At 67.8% G+C, this 24,234-nt stretch carries 21 protein-coding genes; 6 read left to right on the top strand and 15 right to left on the bottom strand.

Going from position 1 to position 24,234, the window contains the following annotated elements:
* The 3 genes from B141_RS0115960 to B141_RS0115950 all read right to left on the bottom strand — a co-directional run.
* Positions 1 to 416: GTP-binding protein (locus B141_RS0115960; protein ID WP_026257268.1), on the bottom strand; the 416-nt coding region annotated here is incomplete at its 3' end.
* Between the two features lie 165 nt (positions 417 to 581).
* Positions 582 to 1,493: an aminoglycoside phosphotransferase family protein gene (locus tag B141_RS0115955; RefSeq protein WP_020576177.1), complete on the bottom strand. Its 912-nt coding sequence runs from the start codon at positions 1,491 to 1,493 to the stop codon at positions 582 to 584.
* Positions 1,494 to 1,614: 121 nt separating this feature from the next.
* Positions 1,615 to 2,142, bottom strand: coding sequence for a DinB family protein (locus tag B141_RS0115950; RefSeq protein ID WP_020576176.1), 528 nt, complete (start codon positions 2,140 to 2,142; stop codon positions 1,615 to 1,617).
* Between the two features lie 119 nt (positions 2,143 to 2,261).
* Between B141_RS0115950 and B141_RS0115945 the strand changes: the two genes are divergently transcribed.
* Positions 2,262 to 3,128, top strand: a complete 867-nt coding sequence (locus tag B141_RS0115945; RefSeq protein ID WP_020576175.1) for a phosphotransferase family protein — start codon at positions 2,262 to 2,264, stop codon at positions 3,126 to 3,128.
* A 19-nt stretch (positions 3,129 to 3,147) separates the two neighbouring features.
* Here the strand turns inward: B141_RS0115945 and B141_RS40905 are convergent, their stop codons facing one another.
* Positions 3,148 to 4,167 (bottom strand): MASE1 domain-containing protein, encoded by a 1,020-nt coding sequence (locus B141_RS40905; RefSeq protein WP_237742709.1) that lies wholly within the window; start codon positions 4,165 to 4,167, stop codon positions 3,148 to 3,150.
* Between the two features lie 223 nt (positions 4,168 to 4,390).
* On the opposite strand from B141_RS40905, the gene B141_RS0115935 reads away from it, so the two are divergent.
* Positions 4,391 to 5,728 (top strand): ammonium transporter, encoded by a 1,338-nt coding sequence (locus B141_RS0115935; protein WP_020576173.1) that lies wholly within the window; start codon positions 4,391 to 4,393, stop codon positions 5,726 to 5,728.
* A gap of 653 nt (positions 5,729 to 6,381) precedes the next feature.
* Here the strand turns inward: B141_RS0115935 and B141_RS0115930 are convergent.
* From B141_RS0115930 to B141_RS0115915, 4 genes are all read right to left on the bottom strand, one after another.
* Positions 6,382 to 6,714 (bottom strand): YnfA family protein, encoded by a 333-nt coding sequence (locus tag B141_RS0115930; protein ID WP_020576172.1) that lies wholly within the window; start codon positions 6,712 to 6,714, stop codon positions 6,382 to 6,384.
* A 55-nt stretch (positions 6,715 to 6,769) separates the two neighbouring features.
* Positions 6,770 to 7,729: a sugar ABC transporter substrate-binding protein gene (locus B141_RS0115925; protein WP_020576171.1), complete on the bottom strand. Its 960-nt coding sequence runs from the start codon at positions 7,727 to 7,729 to the stop codon at positions 6,770 to 6,772.
* A gap of 63 nt (positions 7,730 to 7,792) precedes the next feature.
* Positions 7,793 to 8,788 carry an ABC transporter permease gene (locus B141_RS0115920; protein WP_020576170.1) on the bottom strand — a complete coding sequence of 332 codons (996 nt, stop codon included), beginning with the start codon at positions 8,786 to 8,788 and terminating at the stop codon, positions 7,793 to 7,795.
* On the bottom strand, positions 8,785 to 9,564 hold the full coding sequence (locus tag B141_RS0115915) for an ATP-binding cassette domain-containing protein (RefSeq protein ID WP_020576169.1): 780 nt from the start codon (positions 9,562 to 9,564) through the stop codon (positions 8,785 to 8,787). The genes B141_RS0115920 and B141_RS0115915 overlap by 4 nt, the downstream gene beginning before the upstream one ends.
* 473 nt (positions 9,565 to 10,037) lie before the next feature.
* Here B141_RS0115915 and B141_RS0115910 point away from each other — a divergent pair, with 473 nt between their 5' ends.
* Positions 10,038 to 10,730 (top strand): nucleoside/nucleotide kinase family protein, encoded by a 693-nt coding sequence (locus B141_RS0115910; RefSeq protein WP_020576168.1) that lies wholly within the window; start codon positions 10,038 to 10,040, stop codon positions 10,728 to 10,730.
* A 50-nt stretch (positions 10,731 to 10,780) separates the two neighbouring features.
* Here B141_RS0115910 and B141_RS0115905 read toward each other — a convergent pair whose 3' ends face one another.
* The 7 genes from B141_RS0115905 to B141_RS40900 all read right to left on the bottom strand — a co-directional run bounded on the left by B141_RS0115905 (position 10,781) and on the right by B141_RS40900 (position 21,494).
* On the bottom strand, positions 10,781 to 11,908 hold the full coding sequence (locus B141_RS0115905) for a uroporphyrinogen-III synthase (RefSeq protein ID WP_020576167.1): 1,128 nt from the start codon (positions 11,906 to 11,908) through the stop codon (positions 10,781 to 10,783).
* Positions 11,909 to 11,943: 35 nt separating this feature from the next.
* A complete protein-coding gene (nirD, locus tag B141_RS0115900) occupies positions 11,944 to 12,294 on the bottom strand; it encodes a nitrite reductase small subunit NirD (RefSeq protein WP_020576166.1) in 351 nt (116 codons plus the stop codon).
* Positions 12,291 to 14,834, bottom strand: a complete 2,544-nt coding sequence (nirB, locus tag B141_RS0115895) for a nitrite reductase large subunit NirB (RefSeq protein WP_020576165.1) — start codon at positions 14,832 to 14,834, stop codon at positions 12,291 to 12,293. Before nirB ends, nirD begins: the two co-directional genes overlap by 4 nt.
* Positions 14,831 to 16,279, bottom strand: a complete 1,449-nt coding sequence (locus B141_RS0115890) for an FAD-dependent oxidoreductase (protein WP_026257264.1) — start codon at positions 16,277 to 16,279, stop codon at positions 14,831 to 14,833. The genes nirB and B141_RS0115890 overlap by 4 nt, the downstream gene beginning before the upstream one ends.
* Complete coding sequence (locus B141_RS0115885; protein WP_020576163.1) at positions 16,276 to 18,420, bottom strand: molybdopterin-dependent oxidoreductase; 2,145 nt, start codon at positions 18,418 to 18,420, stop codon at positions 16,276 to 16,278. The genes B141_RS0115890 and B141_RS0115885 overlap by 4 nt, the downstream gene beginning before the upstream one ends.
* A gap of 183 nt (positions 18,421 to 18,603) precedes the next feature.
* Positions 18,604 to 19,983 carry a NarK family nitrate/nitrite MFS transporter gene (locus B141_RS0115880; RefSeq protein ID WP_020576162.1) on the bottom strand — a complete coding sequence of 460 codons (1,380 nt, stop codon included), beginning with the start codon at positions 19,981 to 19,983 and terminating at the stop codon, positions 18,604 to 18,606.
* 227 nt (positions 19,984 to 20,210) lie between these two features.
* Positions 20,211 to 21,494, bottom strand: coding sequence for an FAD-dependent monooxygenase (locus B141_RS40900; RefSeq protein WP_020576161.1), 1,284 nt, complete (start codon positions 21,492 to 21,494; stop codon positions 20,211 to 20,213).
* A gap of 95 nt (positions 21,495 to 21,589) precedes the next feature.
* Between B141_RS40900 and B141_RS40895 the strand changes: the two genes are divergently transcribed.
* From B141_RS40895 to B141_RS0115860, 3 genes are all read left to right on the top strand, one after another.
* Positions 21,590 to 22,240: a TetR/AcrR family transcriptional regulator gene (locus tag B141_RS40895; RefSeq protein ID WP_020576160.1), complete on the top strand. Its 651-nt coding sequence runs from the start codon at positions 21,590 to 21,592 to the stop codon at positions 22,238 to 22,240.
* A gap of 8 nt (positions 22,241 to 22,248) precedes the next feature.
* The gene (locus B141_RS0115865) at positions 22,249 to 22,578 is read left to right on the top strand and encodes an SSI family serine proteinase inhibitor (protein WP_020576159.1); all 330 of its coding nucleotides are present in this window, start codon (positions 22,249 to 22,251) and stop codon (positions 22,576 to 22,578) included.
* Positions 22,579 to 22,881: 303 nt separating this feature from the next.
* Positions 22,882 to 24,177: an HNH endonuclease signature motif containing protein gene (locus B141_RS0115860; protein ID WP_020576158.1), complete on the top strand. Its 1,296-nt coding sequence runs from the start codon at positions 22,882 to 22,884 to the stop codon at positions 24,175 to 24,177.
* Positions 24,178 to 24,234: the final 57 nt, after the last annotated feature.

The following is a 24,234-nucleotide window of genomic DNA, read 5'->3' as shown; positions in this document are numbered from 1 at the left end:
CGCTCATCATCCGCGCCGCCGCGGTCGATCTTGTTCACGAAGATCAGTGTGGGGATGTTGAGCCGCTGGAGCGTGCGCATCAGGACGCGGGTCTGCGCCTGTACGCCTTCTACGGCGGAAATGACGAGGACGGCGCCGTCGAGCACGCTCAACACCCGCTCCACCTCGGCGATGAAGTCGGGGTGGCCGGGCGTGTCGATCAGGTTGACCGTGACGTCGTTGATGACGAACGACACCACGGCGGACTTGATCGTGATGCCGCGCTGGCGTTCCAGAGCGAGCGAATCGGTCTGGGTGCTGCCGTCGTCGACGCTGCCGATCTCGTCGATGACACCGGCCCCGAAGAGCAGCCGCTCGGTCAGGCTGGTCTTACCGGCGTCGACATGTGCCAAAATTCCAAGGTTCAAGCTCTGCACGAAGCGTCATGTCCTCATGGTGAGTGGTTCGGTAGGTGGACATGAACGCTTGGCGCATTTCCTTCTCCCTTGGTCGATGAGACTGCCGTCGCGAGTGAAGCAGAGAGCCAGGACGGGCCGCAATCGATTTAGACCGCTGTGGCCCGCCCTGGCTCGAGGTGTGAGTCAGCTGATGCGGTCGTGGTCAGACAGGACCTCGTCGATCACCCGGCGATGGCCGACAGTCTGCTCGTCGTTGGCGTCGGGGTCGCGGGACATGACGAGCATGGCCTTCCACAAAGCCCAACCGCGGGCCCGGGCCCAGGTGCCCGCGTCCTGGTCGACGGTCTTGCGGAACGCCTCTCGGCTCTCGCCGGAGAACATCGTCCACGCGATGACCAGGTCGCACGAAGGATCGCCGACACCCGAGGTGCCGAAGTCGATGACGGCGGCCAGCCTGCCATCCCCGACCAGAAGGTTCCCGATCGCGAGGTCGCCGTGGAACCACACCGGCGTGCCCTGCCAGTTGGCGCTGAGTGCGGCCTCCCATACAGCGGATGCCCGCTCGGTATCAATGTGACCATCCAGCAGCGCAAGGCAGTGCCGCGTCTCGTCGTCGTAGTGCTCCAGGGACGCGCCTCGGTAGGCGCTGTGCTTCCCCGCCAGCGGGCCGCCCGTTGGGTCAATGCCCTGCAGTGCAACGACGAACTCGCCCACCGAGGTCGCGAACTCGCGCAGGTCGTCGATGAGGTCCAGCCTCGCGGTGTCACCGTCCAGCCAGCGACGGACCGCCCAGCCGAACGGGTATCCCTCGCCGGGCACACCAATCGCCAAAGGCTCCGGAATGGGCACGGGCAACGAGGGCGCAAGCACCGGCAGCCACTCGTGTTCCTTGCCGACCGCAGGCGTGTAGCCCTCGGCGGTCGGAAGCCGTACGGACATCTCCTCACCGAGGCGGTACGTACGGTTGTCGTTCCCGTCCACCTCGACCGGCGTCACGGGCAGATCGGTCCACTGTGGGAACTGCGCTGCTATCAGGCGCCGCACGAGCGCCGCATGGATTCCGGCACGACCATCCGCATGCTGACTCTCGACCACGCCGAAACTATGGCGGCTGGTCCTCTCACCGCGCAAACCCATATCGAGGCAGGCGCGGGCCGCCCGCAGTCGCCTGGACTCCACGGACGCGGCGTCGCGATCTCACCGGACCGAGCCGTGATCAGCCTCCGGAAGCGGCGCGCAGCAGGCGGAGTTGGCCGATCTCGGCGGCATTCTTCATCAGCTCGGCATTCACCCAGCCGACCATGTGGGCCACCGTGTGCTCGGGGTCTTTCGGCCACGGGAACGGCGCGGTGGCATCCAGATCGGCCTCGGTGAGGCGAGCCAGCACTGCCAACCAGGACTCCCGAAGTCCACGTAGCCACTCGATCGCCGCTTCGCTGTCTCCTGGCCAGGTGATCTCGGTCCGTTCCCGCGGCGTACGGTCTTCGACATGGTCGATGGTCACGCTCCACCACCAGCCGATGTGCCAACTGAGCCAGCCGATCGTGGGAACAGGAATGGGGTCGGGCTCGGTCTCAGCCCAGTCCGGCACCCACTGACCTTCGGCGTCCGGTCGCAGCGTCCAGCAATGCGCCGCCGGCTCCCAGAGGAGGTCCTCGGGCACCAGGCGCTCCAGGTGGTAGTCGAACAACGCCCAGGTCAGCTCGAACTGCCAGCGCAGCAGGTCGCATCGGGATACGTGCACCGGCCGACCCTACACTCCGCGACATACGTCAGCGACGGACAGGAGTTGACGTACGTCGCGCCCCAGGAACCAACGCAAATCCGTGGAGATTGCGCACCGCGACCACATACGTTGCCCGCATGAGCCTGGATCTCAACGCACTTCTCGAGGCGGTCGCCGCGGAGGACCAGAAGGTTGACCTCTCCGGCGTCGTACTCCACTCCGGTTGGGAAAGCGTCGTGCTGGAAACCCGGGACGGTTGGATTCTGCGATTCCCCCGAGCGCACGTCGACTTCGAGCGGGAGGTCGCTGTCCTGCGCCGGCTCGCGGGCCGCCTGCCGGTGCCCATTCCCACCATCGAATGGACCGGGCGGCACCGGCCGTTCGCGGCGTACCGCAAGATCGACGGGTGGGAGTTCGATCGGGATGCCTACGCGCGAGCGCCCGAGCCCCAGCGTGATGCCCTCGCCGGCTCCCTCGCCGCCTTCCTGGCGGCCATGCACACGATCCTTACGCCCGCGGAGATCACCGAGTTGGCCATTCCGGTGCCAGACGACCTCGGGTCAGCGATCGCCCGACTCGCGGGAACCCTGGACGTCCTCCCACCAAACATCCGGGATGCGCTGGCGGACGTTCTGGATGAGGCGCGTGCGTTGTCGGCTGGGTACGACGGAGCCGAGGATCCGGTGTTGCTCCACAACGACTTCCACTTCGGAAACCTGGTGCTCGACGGGCCGGTCGGCGAACTCGCCGGTATCTGGGACTTCTCCTGCGTCCAGCTCGGCGACCCGAGTTCAGACCTGCGCTACCTCGCCACTGTGTCCGCCGATCTGCTCCGGCGGGTCGCCGGCGAGTACGAACGGCTGACCGGGCGCCGGGTCGATGCGCGGGCCGCGATCGTGGCCGCCCGGCTCGAGATCGCCTCGGACGCGATGGATCTCAACGAACCCGAGACGCTGGAGAAAGCCGTCAGAAAGTGGCGACACCGGGACGCCATGTCCAGTTAGTTGTGGTGATCCGGACCGGTTAGCTGTGGTGATGCGGCCCGTGCTTCGCAGAGTGCGTCGGATCGAGGAGCGAGGACGGCAGTCGGTCCCGGATTGACCGGGACTGTTCCAGCTTGGACACCGTGTCGGCAAGCCGCTTACATGCCTCCTCGATCTCGCGTTCGGCGTTGTTGCGTTCGGCCGTGATGACCGCAAGCACCAGGGCTGTGAGCGCTGTGGTCGCGTTGAACGCCTGCAGGGTCACCATGTCAGCGAACAGATTGTGGCCACTGAACGGCCCGGTCGCATGGGCGGCCGCGTAGATCGCGACGGACGACACGATCATCGCGCAGGGTGCGGCACCACCGAGCTGGAATCGCAGCGCCGCCCAGATAAGAAACGGAAAGACCAGGAACAAAAGGTCGAACGGTCCCCGGATCGCCAACTGCGCCGCGAAGAAGGTACCCACCACCAGGACTGTGGCCTCGGCCCACCGCCAGAACGGAACCCCGCGAGGCAACCGCACCTTGCGCAGGACGAGGAGCAACGGAGCGACCAGGAAGATCCCCATCGCGTCGCCCGTCCACCAGACGGACCAGGTGGGCCAGAATCCGATTCTCGGGATCGCCCCGGACACCAGCAACACTCCGCTGCCCACGGTCGCGCTGATCAACATCGCGGCAAAGCCACCGAGGAAGATCAGGGCGAGGGCATCGCGCAGCCGTACCAGGTCGACACGGAACCCGACCTTGCGGAGAAGCAGGTAGGCGCAAACCGGGGCAAGGGTGTTCCCAACGGAGATGACCAGCGCCGCCCACACTGTCGGGCCTGTCACGACGTTGACAAGGAACGCCGCGATCGTGATAGCGGGCCAGCTCCACAGCCCCAGCAGTAGAAGGCCGACCAGGGCGATACCCGTCGGTGGCCACAACGGGGTGACCTGACCGCGCACGATCTCTTGCAGCAGGCCTATTCGCGCGGTCACGTAATAGGCGGCGGCGAACACCACCATCCACGAGGTGGCACGAAGGTATCGCCGGATCCGGTGGTTGTGCACCACAGAAGTCGATGCTACGACGATTCCAGCGCATCGAGGACCCCCCAACTCGCGCCAGTAATATGTCACGACATCTGTCACGACAGCCTTCAGATGCGAATTACCGCGGCCGGGTCGGAAAGCTTTCCGTAGTGTGAGTGTCGTTGGGTTCACCCCGATTGCGAGGTAACGACCCCCAGCCCCGTGGCCGGAGATCAGATCATCATCCCGCACGAAGGTCGACGGCATGCTTCCCTATCCGCAGTGGCTGAGTCCCGGCGACAACGCATGGCAGCTGATCGCCGCGACCCTGGTCGGATTGATGAGCATCCCTGGCATCGCCCTCTTGTACGGCGGCCTTATCCAGCGTAAATGGGCTGTCAATACGATGCTGATGGCCTTCAGCGGCTTCTCGATCGTGCTCGTCGTCTGGGTGCTCTGGGTGTTCCGGATGGGTTTTGGCGAACCCCTCCGGTTAGGCCCCGGAATCCTCTCGTCTTTCGTCGGAACGCCGGGGCCGATTCTGAATCACGCCACCGAGCAGGCGGCCGCGCGGATACCGCTTCTCGAAAGCGTCCTCCCGGCGTTCCGGTTTCCGCAGTCGACCCTGATCTACTTCCAGTTCGTCTTCGCCGCGATCACACCGCTGCTGTTCCTCGGGAGCGTCCTCGGCCGGATGAGCTTCCGGGCGTGGCTGATCTTCGTTCCGTTGTGGTCGACCCTGGTGTACTCCGTCAACGCCTTCCTGCTCTGGGGTGGAGGCTGGTGGGCACAGCAAGGTGCCCTTGACTACAGCGGCGGCTACGTCATCCACCTGGCGGCCGGAACGACCGGATTCGTCGCCGCCGCGGTGATCGGACCACGACTCGCTCACGACCGTACGCACGGCGTACCCAACAACCTGCTGATGGTCGCGGCTGGTGCCGGGATCCTGTGGCTTGGCTGGAACGGCTTCAACGGCGGCGACCCATACGCTGCTGGCGCCAACGCCTCGACCGCGGTCCTCAACACCAACCTGGCAACGGCCACCGCGCTGCTCACCTGGCTGGTCTTGGACATGCTGGCCGGAGCGCACCGTAAACCGACGTTCCTTGGCGCGGTCAACGGGATGATCACTGGTCTGGTGTCGATCACGCCCGCCGCGGGGTACGTCAACGGAGTCGGTGCCCTGCTCATTGGGCTGATCGCCTCGGTCGTCGTGTGGCTGTCCTGGAACAAGCTGGCCAGACTCACGGTATTCCGCCGGGTCGACGACGTGATGGGTGTCTTCCACACCCACGGTGTCGCCGGACTGACCGGCGGCCTACTCGTCGGATTCTTCGCCGATCCCAGCATCGTGGTCTATCCCAGCGACGGCCATGGCCCCGGTTTCTCGGCCGTGGGTCTCTTCTACGGGCATCCCATGCAGCTCCTCATCCAGGCCGGCGCGGCGCTGACCGTCATCGCCTGGGACGCCCTCCTCACGCTCCTCATCCTGACGGTGCTCGGGCGAGTCATGCGGCTCCGGCTGCCCGAAGAGGCCCTACTGACCGGCGATCTCGCGGTCCACGACGAGGAGGGCTATCCGACCGAGCCACGCCCCTGATGGCAAGGGCATGTCCCCCTCACCGCGGCGGGCCAGTTTGGTCCTACCTACGGGGCTTCTTGCGGCCAAGCCAGCTCGGTGGTGGGTTCGCCGGGGGTAGAAGCCTGGTGAACCCTCCGGGAGCCTCGTGATGGCCAGGCCATTTCAGATTGTGAAGACTTTGGGTGCTATGACCCCCTTAAGTTTTCACGATCTTGCTGAGGTGCTTCGGGTGCGGGGCCAGTTCGGGCTCTCGTTGCCGCGAGTCGTCGCCAAGCAAGGCAAACTGAGGGTGCTTCCTGGGGGGATGCCGCGTGAGGTGGCGGGCGTCTCGAATGGCGTACACCCGGTTGTATCGGATAGTGAGAAGCCAGGCTTTTGTCTCACATTGTGTACACCCGTTGGCGGACCTCACGCGGCAATTCCCCACCTCACTAGGCGAATTTGCCTTGCCTGGTGGGCATATGCCGCGCCTCGTACCGGAGAAGGTGTACACAATGTGAGACACGGCCCGCGCCATCTCACATCGCGGGCGGACCTGAAGGTGTCGCGGCGCGAAACCTTGAGTAGATGCCCAGTTCCCGCGCAAAAGTGGGCGTCTACTCAAGGTTCGGCGAGCACGGGTGCCGTGCCTGGGCCACCACATCGTCGCCAGGTCCCACGTCGACCTCCACTCAGCCTCGCGGCGCGTACATGATCAGCGCGACCCCCACGAGGCAGACCAGCGCGCCAGCCACATCCCAGCGGTCGGGACGGAACCCGTCCACGAGGACGCCCCACAGCAGGGAACCGGCGACGAAGATCCCGCCGTATGCCGCGAGAATCCGCCCGAAGCTCGGATCAGGTTGGAAAGTCGCGACAAAACCGTAGGCACCGAGCGCGAGGACGCCACCGACGATCCACAGCACACCTCGGTGTTCCCGAATGCCCTGCCACACCAGCCAGGCGCCGCCGATCTCGGCGAGCGCGGCGACGACGAAGAGCAGGATGGAACGCGTGATGGTCATGACCACGCACGCTATCCCGCGTCGCCGCGCGCCAGCTAAGAGCCTGTTTCAGGCTCTAGGTGACGGCGTTGACGTTCTGACGGGTGATCAACCTGAACGGGATGTCAACCGTGGACGGCACCTTCTGGCCGTCAAGTATCTTCGCGACCGTGTCCACCAGCGCCCGCCCCTGCGCGCCGGCATCCTGGAAGACCGTCGCCGTCAGGTCGCCCCGACGTACGGCTGCCAGTCCCTGTGGTGAGCCGTCAACCCCCATGACCACCTTGAACTCCCCACGCCGGTTGGCCGCGTCGATGGCAGACAGAGCGCCGAGGGCCATTTCGTCGTTCTGGGCAACCAGAGCCTGGATCTGCCCGGTCTGATAACGGTGTAGCAGATTTTCGGTGATCGTCCGGCCCTCGGCTCGGGATCCATGCGCCTGCACCTCGGCCACCACGTGAATGTTCGGATGGCGCTTGAGGACAGCGTCAAAGCCGGCCTTACGGCGGTCGGTCGAGGCGCCGCCGTACTGCCCCACCAGGTAGATGACGTTGCCCCCGTCAGGGAGTTGCTTCGCGAGGTATTCGCCCTGGATCCGGCCGGCCGTGACATCGTTGGCGCCGACATAGGTGACGTAATGGCCACCGGTGCGGGTGAAGCCGCTGCTCAACCTGGTGTTGAGCAGGACCAGTGGGATCCCAGCCGCGTCGACCTTCCTGGCCGCGGTCTGGCTGGACTGCTCGTCCACCGGGATCATCGTGATCAGGTCAACCCCGCGGGTGATGAGGTTCTGCACCTGATCGAGTTCGGTGGCGACATCGTGGCGCGGATCAAGCAGGACAAGGTTGACGTGCTTGCGAGCCGCCTCGGCGTTCATCGCGCCTGCCAGCCGTACCAGGAACGGATACTGCAGGCTCAACATCGTGACGCCCACCGTCCGTGAACTCGCCCTCGCATGGGTGGCCGGACCGGGTTGGGCGGTATGGGCGGGCAGCGTGCAACTCCCGACCATGACCAGGGCCACGAGAAACGCCACGACGAGCGAGATCCACGAGCGCCGGCGTTTCAGGCAAGAGGTCGTCAACCTGGCTCGTTCCCCCTACCCCGACTTCCAGCGGTTGAGCAGGACGGCGAGGACGAGCACCAGCCCCTGCACCACCTGCTGGTAGTACGACGTGACGTCAAGCAGGTTCAAACCGTTCATGACCACGCCGAGGAGCATGACGCCGAGGACAGTTCCGCGCACGGATCCTGATCCTCCGAAGAAGCTGGTCCCGCCGATGACAACCGCGGAGATCGCTTCGAGCTCATAGCCGTTGCCCGCCATCGGATCCGCGCCGTTCACCCGCGCGGCCAGGACGACACCGGCAAGCCCTGCCAGTAGGCCACAGATCAGGTAGACGCCAAGCAACACCCGGTTGACAGAGACACCGACGGTACGCGCGGACTCGACGTTGCCACCCACGGCATAGACGTGCCGACCGAATGCGGTACGCCGAAGGACGAACTCCGCGACCAGCACGACGGCGACGAACATCACCACAAGAACGGGCACCGGACCGATCATCCCGGCACCCAGGACCTGGAACGGATTCGAAAGACCGGTGGTCGGCCCGCCGTCGCTGTAGATGAGCGCCAGCCCGCGCGCGATGGTGAGAACCGCCAGCGTGGCAAGGAACGGCAGCACACCGCCACGGATGATGAGTCCGGAGTTGACGAGCCCGACCAGCAGACCGACCGTGAGGCCGAGCGCGAGTGGTAAGAGTCCGCCCGCGCCAGCCGACTGCGCGAAGCTCGCCGACACGACGCCCGCGAGTCCGACGACCGCACCCACCGACAGGTCGATTCCGCCGGTCAGCATGACGAAGGTGAGGCCGATTGCCAGGAATCCTATGATCGAGGACTGCTCGATCACGTTGATCAGGTTGTCGACCGTGAGGAATCCGCTGGTCGTAGCCGAAAGAACGACAAAGCACACGACGAAGATCGCGACCAGGCCATAGTCACCGATGAGATTCTTGACCCGGCGCGATCGGCCGACCTCCTGGCCGATGTCACGTCCTTCGAGGAACGTACGCAGTGCGGCGTGTGTCATAGGTCACCACGCCGGACCATCGGATCCGGCAGACCACGGGCGATCAGGTTGCTGATCCTCGACTCCGAAAGCTCGCCTGAGCGGAACCTCCCGACCACCTGGCCCTGGCGCAACACGGTCAAACGATCCGCGACCGAAAAGACCTCGTCCATCCGATGACTGATGAGGATGACGGCGATCCCAAGATCACGCAGGCGCTCGGTCAACTCGAGCAGCTTCTCGACCTTGCCGATCGCCAGGTTCGCGGTGGGCTCATCCATGATCACGAGCTTCGCGTCGAACGCCAACGCGCGGCCGATGGCCACTGCCTGGCGCTGCCCGGCGGACAGCCGGCGTACCTTGAGTCCCGGATCGATGTCCACGTCGAGAGAGGCGAGGACCCGCCGCGTCTCGGTGTCCATGTAACGGTTGTCCAGGACGCGCAGAAGACCTCCCATTGTCTTCCTACGACGCTCGCGCCCCAAGAAGATGTTCGAACGGATATCGAGGTTCTCTGCCAGTGCGAAATCCTGATAAATCATCTCGATGCCGAGGTCCCGCGAATCTCGAGGACGAGAAAAGCTCACCTTTTCTCCGGCGACGGTAATTTCGCCGCGATCTGGTCGATAGACACCGGAGAGGATCTTCATCAACGTCGTCTTTCCGGCGCCGTTGTCGCCTACCAGGGCATGAGTTTCGCCCGGTCGCACGTCGAAGCTGACACCACGCAGCGCCCGGACTGCGCCGAAGCTCTTCCAAATATTGGAGAGCTCGACGAGCGTCGGGCGTGCGTACATCACAATCCTCCTGGGGCCATCACGCCATATGTCATCGTCAGCCCGGCCGGGCGTACATTCTGGTGACCACGCAGCCCCGAAGGCCAGCACAAGGGCGGCCCTGCGCACTCCACCTGCCGAGCACTCCGCCATGCACGAAGGCGAGGGAGTACGACGGCCAGTAGTCAGCCGTAATTCGCGAGGTTAACTCCGCTGCTACCCAACGGCAAGCGGCACAGTGTGGTTCCGGCCCCGCTCGGGCTTCGCCCGCGGGCCCACCCCACCCCAGCAGGGTGCACAGCATGCGCCCCTTTCTCACCGTCAATTCCAGCTTGCGGTGGCTTTGGGGGTCCCCCGTGCCCGGCGCCGGGCGGCGTCGGGCGGCGTCGGGCGGCGTCGGGCGGCGTCGGCCGGCGTCGGCGTGGATGGAACGATGGGGCACCCACACGTTTGCGACGAAACGATCCACCCGCCACTCCACCGGGAGGCAGCCGATGCACCTCGACCAACTGGTGGAACGTGCGGAAGCGCTGGTGAAGAACTCCCAACGCCGGATCCTCGGCATCACCGGCGCCCCCGCCGCGGGCAAGTCCACGCTGGCGGCGGCAGTCGCCAGCCGGCTCGGACCCCGCGCCCGCTATGTGCCGATGGACGGCTTCCATCTGGCCAACGTCGAACTCGAACGTCTCGGCCGGCGGGACCGTAAGGGCGCCGCGGACACTTTCGACGCCGCTGGATTTGTCGCCCTCCTCAGGCGTCTACGCGACCAGGGCGACGACGTCGTGTACGCGCCGTCATTCCAGCGGGAGATCGAGGAAGCGATCGCGGGCGCCATCCCGATCCCGCGCGAGGTGCCGCTCATCGTGACGGAGGGAAACTACCTTCTCGTCGACGCCGGTCCGTGGGCAGAAGTACGTGGTCTGCTCGACGAGGTGTGGTACGTCGATCCGCTGGAGCACCTCCGTCACGCCCGGCTGATCAGGCGGCACATGGAGTACGGCAAGTCGCCGGACGCCGCGCGGGCCTGGGCGCTGGGCACGGACCAGCGCAACGCCGACCTCATCGCCGCCACCCGCCCGCTCGCCGACCTGGTCATCTTGGAGGACGTCCAGCTTGACCGCGAAGCCGTGGCCGCCGCGCCTCCCGACGTACCCGCGCTCGACACCAGCGATGACCTGACGCCGTAGGACCTGGGCGCAACCGGGTCGACGCCGCCGCGGGCGTCGTACGAACGAGATCAGCCGGCGCCGGCCGTCTCGATGGCCAAGCGGTAGCCGCGCTTGGTGACCGTGCGGATGATCCGCGAGTCACCGAGCCCGGCTCGCAGCCGGGCGATCGCCATCTCGACGGCGTGCCCGTCGGCGCTGCGCGGCAGGGACCGCAACAGGTCGGCCCGCGAGATCACCCGGCCCGGGCGTTCGGCAAGCGTGCGCAGCAAGGTCATCGGCGCCGGGGCGAGGGTCCGCATGTCGCCGTCGACAACCACCGCGTGGCCACGGATCTCCAGGGTGTGCCCGGCCACCTCGACCATCCGGGTCCGGTGTTCGGGCAGCCGGTCCGCCAGCGCCCTGACGAGTCCGCCGAGCCGTGCGCGGGTGGGCTGCAGGCTGGCGACGCCGTACCTCTCCAGCGGACCCGCGGCGATCGGCCCGACGCACGCCGCGAGGACGTCCGCCCGGAACGCCGACAGCACCGCCTCCCGCTCGGCACCCGCGACCTCGAGCAGCGCCGCCGTCGCCGGGGCGCTGGTGAAGGTCACCGCGTCGACGTACCTCAGCTTGATCAGCTCGACCAGGCGGATGAGGGGACTGATGTCCTCAGGAAGCACCCAGCGATACACCGGCACCTCGATGACGTGCGCGCCCGCGGCCCGCAGTGCCGCCACGAAGTCGGGCAACGGCTCGCCGTGGAGCTGGACCGCCACCCGCTTCCCGCGTACGCCGGCCGCGAGGAGGTACTCCAGCACCTCGCTCGAGCACTCGGACGCGGGCGCCCACACCTCGGTGAGCCCGGCGGCCCGGATCGCGCCCTGAGCCTTGGGGCCGCGGGCGAGGAGCCGGGCGCTGGCCAGCGTCGACAGCAGCCGGTCAGCCAGGCCCGCGCTCTCCGCCGCCTCCAGCCAGCCGCGGAACCCGATGCCCGTCGTCGCGACGGCGATGTCGATCCCGCTGAGGCACGCCCTGGTCGCCTGCTGGAGGGCGTGGTCGTCGGACAGCGGGACGATCCGGATCGCCGGCGCCTCCACGACCCGGGCGCCGCGGCGTTCGAGGAGGGCGACCAACTCCTCCCGGCGGCGGGCCGCGGTCACGCCGACGGTGAAGCCGGTGAGCGAGCGGAGTTCCGTCGGGATTGTCTGCGGTCCCATGCTTCTTCGCACACCTTCAACCGGGTTCGGCGCCGTCACGACCGGTCCTCGACACCGACGCGGACGACACCGTCCACGCACGAGACCGGGTACGTCGGAACCGAAACACCAGGATCGGTCACGCACTGGCCGGTCCGCAGATCGAAGACCTGCTTGAACATCGGCGAAGCGACGGTCGGCGTCACACCCGAGCTACCGACGATGCCGCGCGAGAGCACGTACGCATCGGAGAACGGGTCGTGGTTGCCGACGGCATACACCTGCCCGTCATGGGTCCGGAACACCGCGACCTGGACCTCGCCGATCAGGGCCGCGACCCCGCGTTCGGGTAGCAGGTCGTCGTACCCGCAGACGGTCACCCATTCCTGGGTAAGGACAGCGGTCATCTGTCAACCTCCTGTTGCGTCCGAGTCGAAAGGGTCGGCCCGGAAACGAGAACCGGCGCGCCAGCGGGGATCTGCTGGCCGCGATTCGTGACGAACTGGATCGAGGGATCGGGAGTGCCCGGCGCGTTGACGAACGACACGAAGCGCCGAAGTTTGTCGGGGTCTTCGAGGGTGGCCCGCCATTCGTCGGCGTACGTGGCCACGTGGCGTTCCATGGCGGCGTCGAGATCCGCGCAGATTCCGAGCGAGTCATCGACGATCACCGAACGCAGGTAGTCCAGGCCGCCGTCCATGCCCTCGATCCACGCCGCGGTCCGCTGGAGCCGGTCAGCGGTACGGATGTAGAACATCAGGAACCGGTCGATGTAGCGCAGCAACGTGTCGGTGTCGATGTCGGTGGCGAACAGATCCGCGTGCCGCGGCCGGAAGCCACCGTTGCCGCCGACGAAGAGGTTCCAGCCATTCTCAGTGGCGATCACACCAACGTCCTTGCTGCGGGCCTCCGCGCACTCGCGGGCGCATCCCGACACCGCCGCCTTGATCTTGTGCGGGGACCGCAGGCCGCGGTAACGCAACTCCAGGGCGATGGCGAGCCCGACGGAGTCCTGGACGCCGTACCTACACCAGGTCGTGCCGACGCAGGACTTCACCGTCCGCAGGGCCTTGCCGTACGCGTGCCCCGACTCGAAGCCCGCGTCGACCAGCCGGCGCCAGATCAATGGAAGCTGCTCCACCCGCGCACCGAACAGGTCGATCCGCTGCCCGCCGGTGATCTTGGTGTAGAGGTTGAAGTCGCGGGCGACCTCGCCGATCACGATCAGTTTCTCGGGGGTGATCTCCCCGCCCGGAATCCGCGGCACCACGGAATACGTGCCGTTGCGCTGCAGGTTGGCCAGGAAGTGGTCGTTGGTGTCCTGCAGGGTGGCCTGCTCGCCCTCGAGGACGTGGCCGTTGCCGAGGCTTGCCAGGATGGACGCGATCGCCGGCTTGCACAGGTCACAGCCACGTCCGGTGCCGAGTTCGGTCACGATCTGGGAGAAGGTCCGCAGCTCGCGTACCCGGATGAGGTCGAACAACTCCTGCCGTGAATTGGCGAAGTGCTCACACACCGCCTTGGATTGTTCGACTCCCGCCTCGGCGAGCAGGGTCTTCAGCAGGGGTACGCAGGAGCCGCAACCCGTACCCGCCTTCGTACACGTCTTGATCGTGGGTACGTCGGCGCAGCCCTCACCAATGGCGGTGAGGATGTCGTCCTTGGTGACCGCATGGCAGGAGCACACCTGGGCGGTGCCGGGCAGGGTGCCCTGGATCTCACCCGAGCCGAGGAAGTCGGCCAGCTTGCCGGGCAAGGGGCCGTTGACACTGGCCCGCAGCGTGGCGTAGGCCGACGCGTCACCGACGAGGATGCCGCCGAGCAGGGTCTGGGCGTCGTCGGTGAGGGCGAGCTTGGCGTAGATGCCGTGCACCGGGTCGGAGTAGACGACGTCGAGCTCACCACTCGGATTGCCGAAGCTTGCCACGTCGACTCCGAGCAGCTTCAGCTTCGTCGAGGTGTCGGCACCGGTGAACGCCGCCGGGCTGTCAAGGAGACGTTGCGCCACCACCTCGGCCATTGAGTATCCCGGCGCGACGAGCCCATAGACCCGGCCGTCGATGCACGCGCACTCCCCGATCGCGTAGATCGCCTCATCAGACGTACGGCAGGACTCGTCGACCACCACGCCGCCGCGCTCGCCCACCTCCAGGCCGCAGTCCCGCGCCAGCTCGTCCCGCGCGCGGACCCCGGCCGCGAACACCACCACGTCCACGTCGATGGAGCTGCCGTCGGCGAACGCCATCGACCCGACGGAACCATCGGGACGGGGTTGGATCCGCTCGGTCCTGGCGTCGGTGTGGACGGTCAGGTCGAGCGCCTCGACGTGCCGGCGCAGCATCGCCCCGCCGGCCTCGTCCAACTGCACCGCCATCAGCCGCGGCGCGAACTCCACCACATGCGTCCGCAAACCCAACAGGCAAAGGGCGTTCGCGGCTTCCAGGCCAAGCAGACCGCCGCCGACGACGGCACCGACCTGCCGGCCGGCGCAGTGTTCCCGCAGGGCCACGAGGTCGTCGATCGTGCGGTAGACGAAGGTGCCGGGGAGGTCGTGTCCAGGCACCGGAGGGACGAACGCGTACGACCCCGTGGCCAGCACAAGCGCGTCGTACGGATGCTCCTCCGTCGCCGTGCGGACGACGCGGCGCTCCCGGTCGATGGAGACGGCAGGGGCTCCCAGCCGCAGGGTGATCGCCGGGTCGTGGTCGTAGAAACCCTCCGGGACAAGGGAAAGCTCCTCGGGAGTGGCGCCGGAGAAGAACGCCGAAAGCCCCACCCGGTCATAGGCCGGGCGCTGCTCCTCGGCGAGAACGGTGACCTGCCACTGACCCGCTTCGTCGCGAGCGCGGAGAGCCTCCACGAACCGTTGCCCGACCATGCCGTTGCCGATGACAACCAGCTTCCTTCGGGCGTTCCACGGGGTCGTGCCCCCGGACAAGCGAGTCATGCGACCACTTCCTCCGGCCTTGAGGTTGTGTCCAGGTCAGCGTCGGTCGCGAGGGTCGCCACGAAGCCTTCGATCGTGTCCCTGCAACCTCCGCAACCGGTGCCTGCCCGCGTCATTGCGGATACTTCGGTCACGGTTCGTGCGCCGCCGAGCCAGGCCCGGACGATCGCACCCGCGGTGACGCCGTTACACCGGCACACGGTGCTTTCGGCGGCGAGCGCGCCCGCGGATTCGGTCGGCGTTCCACCCGCCCGCCCGAACAACAACGAGCGCGGGTCGGCCGGCACGGCGGCGTCCCGGTCGAAGAGTTGGGTGACGGTTCCGACCGTCGGGTTGTCGCCCAGCAGGATCGCGCCCACCAGACGCTGGTCCCGGATGACGACCTTCTGGTACGTACGCCGGGCCGGGTCGGCGAAGACGACCACCTCCGCCGACTCGTCGTCCACGTGCGGATCACCCATCGCGGCCAGGTCGACGCCCGACGCCTTGAGCCGGGTGACCAGGCGCGAGCCGGCATAGGCGGCCCCGCCGCCGCAGATCACCTCCGCGGCCACCCGGGCCTGTTCCCACGCGGGCGCGACCAGGCCGTAGACCCGGCCCCGATGCTCCGCGCAGTCCCCGATCGCGTAGATCGACGGATCGGACGTCCGCATGCTGTCGTCCACGACGATGCCGCGGTTGACCTGCAAGCCGGCCTTGACAGCAAGGTCGATCTTCGGCCGGACCCCGCAGGCGATCACCAGCAGGTCGGCGGGAATCCGCGAGCCGTCCTCGAGGACCACCCCGCGTACCCGGTCTTCGCCGATCACGGCAGTCGTCACCGCGTCCAGCCGGACCCGTACACCGAACTCGGCCAGCGTCTGGATCAGGATCCGGCTCGCCTCGCCGTCGAGTTGGCGTTCCATCAGCTGCCCACGGGCGTGGACGACCTGGACCGACAGCCCGCGGGTGGCCAGGCCACGTGCGGCCTCCAGGCCCAGCAGGCCGCCACCCAGGACGACCACCTCGCGGGCGTCGCGGGCGTGGGCGAGGATCTGCCGGCAGTCAGCCAGCGTCCTGAAGGTCGCGGCCCCGTCGAGCAGCGTCTCCTCGTCCTGCCACAGACCGTCGATCGGGGGTACGACGCCCCGGCTTCCGTTGGCGAGGACGAGCGCGTCGTACCGCGTCCGGCTCCCGTCGCTGGCCTCGACCGTCCGGCTCACCGGATCGATCGACACGACCTCCACGTCGGTACGCAGATCCAGGGCGCCAGGTGGCTCGGCCAGCGCGAGATCGTCCTCGGCGATCTTCCCGGCGAGCAGGTCCGACAGGAGGATCCGGTTGTACGCGCGCCCCGGCTCGGCGCCGAACACCACGATCGGCCGGCGGGGCTCGCGAGCCCGCAGCTCCGCGGCGAACCGCGCCCCCGCCATGCCGTTCCCGACCACAACAACAGCAGCAGTCATGCGGCCCCCACCTCGGTCTCGGCTCCGGGCACCGCGGCCTTCTCCAGCCGGACCGCGCAGACCTTGAACTCCGGCATCCGCGACGTCGGATCCAACGCCGGATTGGTGAGGCTGTTGGCGCGCCCGGCGCCCGCCCAGTGGAACGGCATGAACACCGTGTCCACCCGGATCGTGTCGGTCACCCGGGCCGGCGCGGTCGCCGAACCCCGCCGGCTCGTCACGCGTACGTCGTCACCGTCGGCGATGCCGTGCCGCTCGGCCAGGTCGGGGTGCAGCTCGACGAACGGGTTGGGAGCCGCCTTGCGGAGCGCCGCGACCCGCCGGGTCTGCGCGCCGCTCTGGTACTGCGCGAGCACCCGGCCGGTGGTCAGGTAGACGGGGTACGCCGCGTCGATGTCCTCCACCGCGGGGCGGTAGTCGACGGGGACGAACCTCGCCTTCCCGTCAGGCGTGGCGAAGCGGTCGAGGAACATCCGCGGAGTGCCCGGATGGTCAGGGGTCGGGCAGGGCCAGAAGATCCCGTCCTCCGCCTCGATGCGGGCGTAGCTGATGCCGGCGTAGTCGGCGATCCCGCCGGCACTGGCCCGCCGTAGCTCGTTGAAGGTGGTCTCCGGGTCGGCGTCGATCAGGGTGCCGCGCCCGAGTCGCTCGGCGAGACCGGCAAGGATCTCCAGATCGGTCCGCACCTCACCTGGTGGCGGGCTGAGCCGCTGGCGGCGGATCACCCGCCCTTCGAGGTTGGTCATGGTGCCGTCCTCCTCCGCCCACTGCGCGGTGGGGAACACCACGTCGGCGAGTTCGGCGGTCTCCGACCGCACGAGGTCGGCCACGACGAGCAGGTCGAGGTCGCGCAGGCGCTGCTCGACGTGCGCGGCGGCTGGTGCGGAGACGACGGGGTTGGTCCCGAAGACCAGGAGCCCACGCGTACCACCGTCGCGGCCAAGCGAATCGAGGAGTTCGTACGCACTCGGCCCCGGGCCCGGGATGGTGTCGGGATCCACGCCCCACACCGCGGCCACGTGCGCCCGGGCGGCCGGATCGTCGATCTTGCGGTATCCCGGGAGCTGGTCGGCCTTCTGTCCGTGCTCGCGCCCACCCTGACCGTTGCCCTGCCCGGTCAGGCAGCCGTAGCCCGCGCCGGGCGTGCCGGGCAGACCGAGCGCCAGCGCCAGGTTGATGAACGCGCTCACGGTGTCGACGCCCTTCGCGTGCTGCTCGGCACCGCGGGCGGTGAGCACCATCGCCCGGTCCGCCTCGGCGAGCAACCGCACCGCCGCACGTTGCTGGCTGACGGGCACGCCGGTGAGCCGTTCGACGCGTTCGGGCCAGTACGCCATCACGAAGGGGCGTACGCCGTCGAACCCGGTGGTGCGTTCGGCGACGTAGTCGCGGTCGACGTACCCCTCCACGATCGCGATGTGCAGCAATCCCAGGGCGAGCGCGAGGTCCGTGCCGGGAGTGATCTGGAGGTGGAGGCTCGCCTGCCGGGCGGTGGCGGTGGCCCGCGGGTCGACGACGATCAGCGCGCCGCCCGCCTTCTGGGCGGTGAGGTACTGCAGGAACGGCGGCATTGTTTCGGCCACGTTGCTGCCGATGAGGAGCACCGCGTCGGCCTCGGCGATGTCGCTCGCCGGGAACGGCAGACCCCGGTCGAGGCCGAACGCCCTGATCCCGCCGGCCGCGGCCGACGACATACAGAACCGCCCGTTGTAGTCGATGGTGCGGGTACGCAGGACCACCCGGGCGAACTTCCCCAGTGCGTACGCCTTCTCGTTGGTGAGTCCGCCGCCGCCGAGGATCCCGACGGCATCCGCCCCGGACTCGGCCTGGAGCCGCCGGATCCTCGTGGCGACGAAGGAGAGTGCCTCGTCCCAGGACGCGGGTTCGAGTTCGTCGTCGCGGGACCAACGGATCAGGGGGGTCGTGAGGCGCTCACCAGAGGTCAGGAGGTCCGCTGAGGTCCAGCCTTTCTGGCACAGGCCTCCCCGGTTGCCACCACTGGCTCGGGGCGTCACTTCGACCCGAGCTGGCTCAGCTGGTCCTGGCTGGAGGCGCAGCCGCATTCCGCACTGCAAGGCGCAGTACGGGCAGTGCGTCTCCACCCCGGACATGTCGTCGAGCGTGCTGTCCAGCCGTTTCACTCCTGCTTCTCCTTCGTTTCCGAACTGCTAACGACCTCTCACTTCGTGACCCGATACGTGCTGCGGGTAGCGGCCCGTCGCAGCCGTCCGGCGCCGTCCGACGGGGGTCCGTCGGGCGGCGCCGTGGAGGGAGGCGAAGTCGCGGTCGGGGCCAGCCGAGTTTCTGGATCCGGGAAACCCGCCCTAGATCGTGGCGTTGGCCATGCTCGGCATCCGAGCCACCAGCAGCTGGCGGCGCAGATAGAACCACCAGGTCACAGCCACACACACCGCGTAGAACACGGCGTACGCGATGACCGCGGTGGCAACCGATCCGGTGGCGGCGAGGGAGCTGCCGTACGCCCGCGGGATGAGGAACCCGCCGAAGGCGCCGATCGCGGAGATGATGCCGATCGCTGCGCCCGCTTCGGTGAGGCTGATCGCCAGGGCGTTCTTGACGCCGGCCCGCTCCTCGCGCTCCCCCTGCGTACGGAAGATCGCGGGGATCATGCGGTACGTCGACCCGTTGCCCACACCGCTCGCGCCGAACAGCACCGCGAACGCCGCCATGAACAACGCCAGCGACTGCGAGGTGACCGCGACCAGCATCGTCATCATCCCGGCCACCATCACGACGAACACCCAGAGCGTCACCTTGGCGCCGCCGACCCGGTCGGCGAGCCAGCCGCCCACCGGACGGATCAGCGAGCCGAGCATCGCTCCGAGGAAGGCGTACTTCGTCGCCGAGGAGTCGGGGAACACCGTCTTGGCCAGCAGCGGGTAGGCCGCCGTGTAGCCGACGAATGACCCGAACGTACCGATGTACAGGAACGACATCACCCAGGTGTGCGACCGCTTCGCCGCGCCCAGCTGACCCTTGATGGGTGCCTTGGAGACCGTCAGGTTGTCCATGAACAACCAGGCGCAGATGGCCGCGGCCGCGATCAGCGGCAGCCACATCAGTCCGGCGTTCGCGAGGCTGAGCCCGCCACCCACCGCGATCGCCATCGGAACGCCGAACTGCACCACGCTCGTGCCGAGGTTGCCGCCCGCGGCGTTCAGACCGAGCCCGAGTCCCTTGCTGCGCTCGGGGAAGAAGAACGAGATGTTGGTCATCGACGACGCGAAGTTGCCGCCGCCGAACCCCGCCGCCGCGGCGACGAGGAGGAACACCCAGAACGGCGTGCTCGGGTTGCTGACCGCGATCGCGAGCAGCGTCGTCGGGATGGCCAGCAGCAGGGCGCTGACGACCGTCCAGTTACGACCGCCGAAGCGTGGCACCGCGAAGGTGTACGGCAGCCGGAGGGTCGAGCCCACCAGGTTCGGTACGGCCACCAGCCAGAACAGCTGGTCGACCGAGAACTCGAAGCCGGCGGCCGGCAGGCTCACCACCACGACGCTCCACAGCAGCCACACCGAGAAGCCGAGGTGTTCGGCGAAGATGGAGAAGATGAGGTTACGGGTCGCGACTCTGCGACCGGTGGTGTTCCAGAACGTCTCGTCCTCAGGATTCCAGTCGTCGATCCATCGACCCTTGGTCTTTCCTGCCGACGGTGGTGCAGAGGTAGTATCAACGCTCGTCACGGTGTCCTCCCGGCCCGTGGGCTCCTTCAGCCATAGCCCTGGTCGGGAGGCTAGAAATCGGCTGTTTCACCTCCGTGACCGATGACACAGGACCGGCGTAAAAGAGCTCGCACATCCGGCTGTCGCACCGGTGAGAATCCTGGTTGTGCGGATCCGCCCGCTTGGTGGCGGGGTTCAGGTAGTTGCGGCGGTTCGGCTTAATGCGGGGCTCAGCTTTGATGCAGGCTTCATGATTCCGAGGGTCGCCATGCCGTCGCGGCGGCGAATCCCTTCGCGGCGGAACTCGCGGGCACGAGCGAGATGAGCTTGTCGCGCACCGCCACCGCCCACGGGTGCCGCAACTGGGAGAACTGCCCCAGCCGGCGCGCCTGCCTCGCCAACCCGGTCGCACGCGCGTGGCGCAGCCGGTCGTAGGTGGGCAGGGCCGCTGGTACGCCCGCGGGCTCGGCGGACCGGACGGAGGTGGCCAACTCGACCGCGTCCTCGAGCGCCTGACAGGCGCCCTGCCCGAGATCCGGCGTCATCGCGTGTGCCGCGTCCCCGAGCAGGGCGAGCCGGCCCTCGACGAACGTACGCGGCAACGGCCAGAGAAACACCACGTCATTACGGAGCACCTGGTCGGGTGGGGTCGCCGCGATCAGCGCCGGCACGGGGTCGTGCCAGCCGGCGAACAACCCGGCGAGCCGGTCACGCTGGTGCTCGGCGTCTGGCCCGGCGCCTGGCTCGGCGTCCTCGCTCCAGGCCCGCGGATCGGCGTGGGAGAGGGTGGCGTACCAATACGTGCCGCCACTCGAGAGCGGCGTACATCCGAACCGCTGGCCACGGCCCCACGTCTCGCTGCCCACCTCCAGCGCGGGCGACTTCTCCGGCGGAACGATCCCCCGCCAGGTGACGTACCCGGCCGATCGGATGCTCGGGCGCGGGTCGACGGTGGCACGGAGCCGGCTGCCGATGCCGTCGGCCGCAACCACCAGGTCAGCGGCGTACTCCTCGTTCCCTTCCTGACCGTCGGGGCCGATGGCGTGCACTACCGCCTCGCGGCCGACCAGGTCGACCCTGGTCGCCGTCCGCCCGAGGCGTACGGACTGCGCTGGCACCAGGCTCGCCAGCGCGGCGTGGAGCGTGGTCCGGGTGACGATGATGGGTGCGCCGCTGGACTGCTCCTCCAAGAGGGTGGCATCGATGCGGGTGAGCCAGCGACCGTCGGGCGTACGCAGCCCACCCTGCGCCAGCATGAACGCCGGCCCGGACCCGGCCTGCACTGCGTCAGGCGCGCCCTGCTGCGACTCCTGTGTCCATGGGTGTCCTCGACCCAAGGCTCCGATCGCCGGGTCGAGCGCGTCCATCGCACGAACGGCGTTCGGCCAGAGCCCCAGACCGGCGCCCGTGCCACGCACGTGGTGGCCGCTTTCGAGAAGCTCGACCGACCAACCATCCTTGACGAGGGCGCCCGCCGCCGCGAGCCCTCCGATCCCCGCACCGACGACGACCGCTCTCCGCTGCTTGGGCATGGCAGTCCACTTCCGTTCCTCTACAGGTGTAGAGCCCTTTACAGATGTAGAGCACTCTACAGTTGTAGAGGGCGCGAAAGGTAGCCTTGTCAGTTGTGACCCGCAGCTCGCCCGCACCCGGCCCCGGCGCCGCCGAGTCCCGTCGACGCGGACCGGTCCCCGCTGGTCCCACCCGCACTCCACGCGCCACCACGCTTCTCGACGCGGCGATCTCCGTCATCGCCGACGACGGCCTGCGCGGGCTCACCCACCGCTCCGTCGACGCCCGCGCGGACCTTCCAGCCGGGTCGGCGAGTTACTACTTCCGCAGCCGATCCGCCTTACTGCAGGGGGTTCTGGGCCGTCTACTCGAACTCGACGCCGCCGACTACGCCACCCTCGGGGCGTCGGCGCCGCCGCCTTCGGCCGACCCCAGGGCGCTCATCCGTACCTGGACGAAACTCTTCGCGCACTGGTTGGGTCCTGGACGCGAACGCCTGCGGGCCAGGTACACGCTCTACCTCGAAGGCCGCCACCATCCCGAACTCCAGCAGATGCTCGACGCCGCGAGCGCCCAGGTCATAGCCGGGGCCCACGACCTGCTGCGGGCCGCGGGCAGCCCGTCACCGCAACGCGACGCCCGCCTCCTCGTCGCCTTCCTCGACGGGCTGCTCTACGACCAGCTGATCCGGCCCCACCCACCTGTCTCAACCGCCGAGCTACGCCGCCGGATCGGCGTGGTCGTGAATGCCGTCTGGCCGGGTTGAATGGGGTCATGACGACTGCGAGCACGCATCTCACGATCACCGTGTGGGAGGACCCGGACTCCGCGCCCCGGACCTGGGAGCTCACCGCCGACCCACCCGGCGGCACTCACCCCGACCCCGGCGCCGCGGTCACCGCGATCGAAACCGCCCGGAACCCCTTCGCTCCGGTACCCAAGGACGCGATCTGTACGCAGATCTGGGGCGGGCCGCAGCGGGCCGTGATCGAGGGAGTCTGGCGGGGTCAGCCGGTTTCCGCGACGTACGACAAGAGGAACGGCTGCGAGATAGCCCGCTGGAACGCCCTCAGAGCTGTCCTCGACGCCGGGACGGGTACGTAGCGAACGACTCGACGCCCGTCGGCCCCCCCGACCTTCCGTGATCATGATCGTGATCATGAAGGGTTTCGGGACGTATAGCCCTTTCTGGCTTCATGATCATGGAACGCGGGGTCTGAGAGCAGGCCCTGCGGTAGGTCCGGGACCCCGTAATGCTTGCCGTTTTGGGTCGGGGGCACCCTTGTACGGCTCTATTGGCCAAGGGGACCCCTGACCCAAAACGATGGCCCTGCCGGCCGCCGGATGCCCTTGTTTTGTTGGGCTTTCGGGGCCGGGGTTGTCGGTGGTCGCCACTAGTGTTCGGGTATGGATTCGACCTCGGCGGACACGGGACGGCACCGGTTCTCGGTGTTGGTGGAGCGGGCGCGTGCCCGGTTCGCTGAGGAGTCCGGTGCGCTCTTGTGGTCGGTTCCCGGTGACGAACTCATCGACCTGCTCATGAGCCTGGAAGCTCTCTCGGCACAGATCGATGCGGTCCAGCTCCAGGTGATCCGCGAGGTCGACCGGCAGGACCTGGGCCGAACGGTCGGTGCGACCAGTACAGCCGCCTTGTTGTCGTCCCTGCTGCGGATGCGCCCCGAACACGCCCGGGCGGCGGTGCGCCTGGCCAACGATCTCGACACAGCGTTGCCGTTGGTTCAGCTTGCGTTGAACGCCGGTGAGATCAGCGCCGACCACGCGAGGGTGATCGCGAAAGCGATCCGCGATCTACCGAAGGAAGCCGGACAGGAGACCAGGGCCGAAGCCGAACAGGTGCTCGTCGAACACGCTCGCGTGTTCGACCCCAAAGACCTTGCCGGTCTGGGCAAAGCCGTCTTGAACGCCGAGGACCCGGACCTGGCCGACAAAGTGCTTGCGAAGAAACTCGCCGAAGAAGAAGCCAAGGCCGCCCGGCGGTGCGAACTGTCGCTGTACGACGCCCCGGACGGCTCCGGCACCCACATCCGCGGGAAGCTCGACCCGATCGCGGCCGACCGATTCCGCACCGCCATCGAGCCCCTCTCCAAACCCCTCCCCACCACCGCCGACGGGCTGGACCCCCGAAGCGCCGCGCAACGCAGAGGCGACGCGTTGGACGAGCTCGTCCGCCGCTACCTCGACTCCGGGGAGTCCCCCACCCAGGGTGGGGAGAAACCGCACATCGTCGTGACGATCACAGATGAGGATCTGGTCAACGGCACCGGACTCGGCCGACTGCTCCGCACCGGCACCTACGTCTCCGCTCGCACCGTCCAGGAATGGGCCTGCGACGCCAAAGTCAGCTGGTTCGGCAACCGCGACGGCGAAGTCGCCCTCTCCGACGGCACCCGATTCTTCACCGGACGCCTCCGCAAACTCCTCGAACTACGAGACCGAGGCTGCGCGTTCCCTGGCTGTGATCGGCCACCCGCCTGGTGCCACGGCCATCATGTCCAGTCGTGGCTGAACGGCGGACCGACGACGTTGGCCAACGGGGCGCTGCTGTGCGGCTACCACCACAGGCTCATCCACCAAGGAACCTGGCAGATACGGATAGCGGCCGACGGCGTACCCGAATTCATCCCACCCGAATGGATCGACCACCAACGCAACCCCATCCGCAACAACAGACTCCGAACCTGACAGGCCAGGAGCAAGAGAGATCCACCCCGACCACCCGAGACGTCGTGGGCAGCTGTC

The organism is Actinopolymorpha alba DSM 45243 (assembly GCF_000373925.1).
GTDB classification, from domain to species: Bacteria; Actinomycetota; Actinomycetes; order Propionibacteriales; family Actinopolymorphaceae; genus Actinopolymorpha; species Actinopolymorpha alba.
This window is presented reverse-complemented; position numbering and strand designations above follow the sequence as displayed.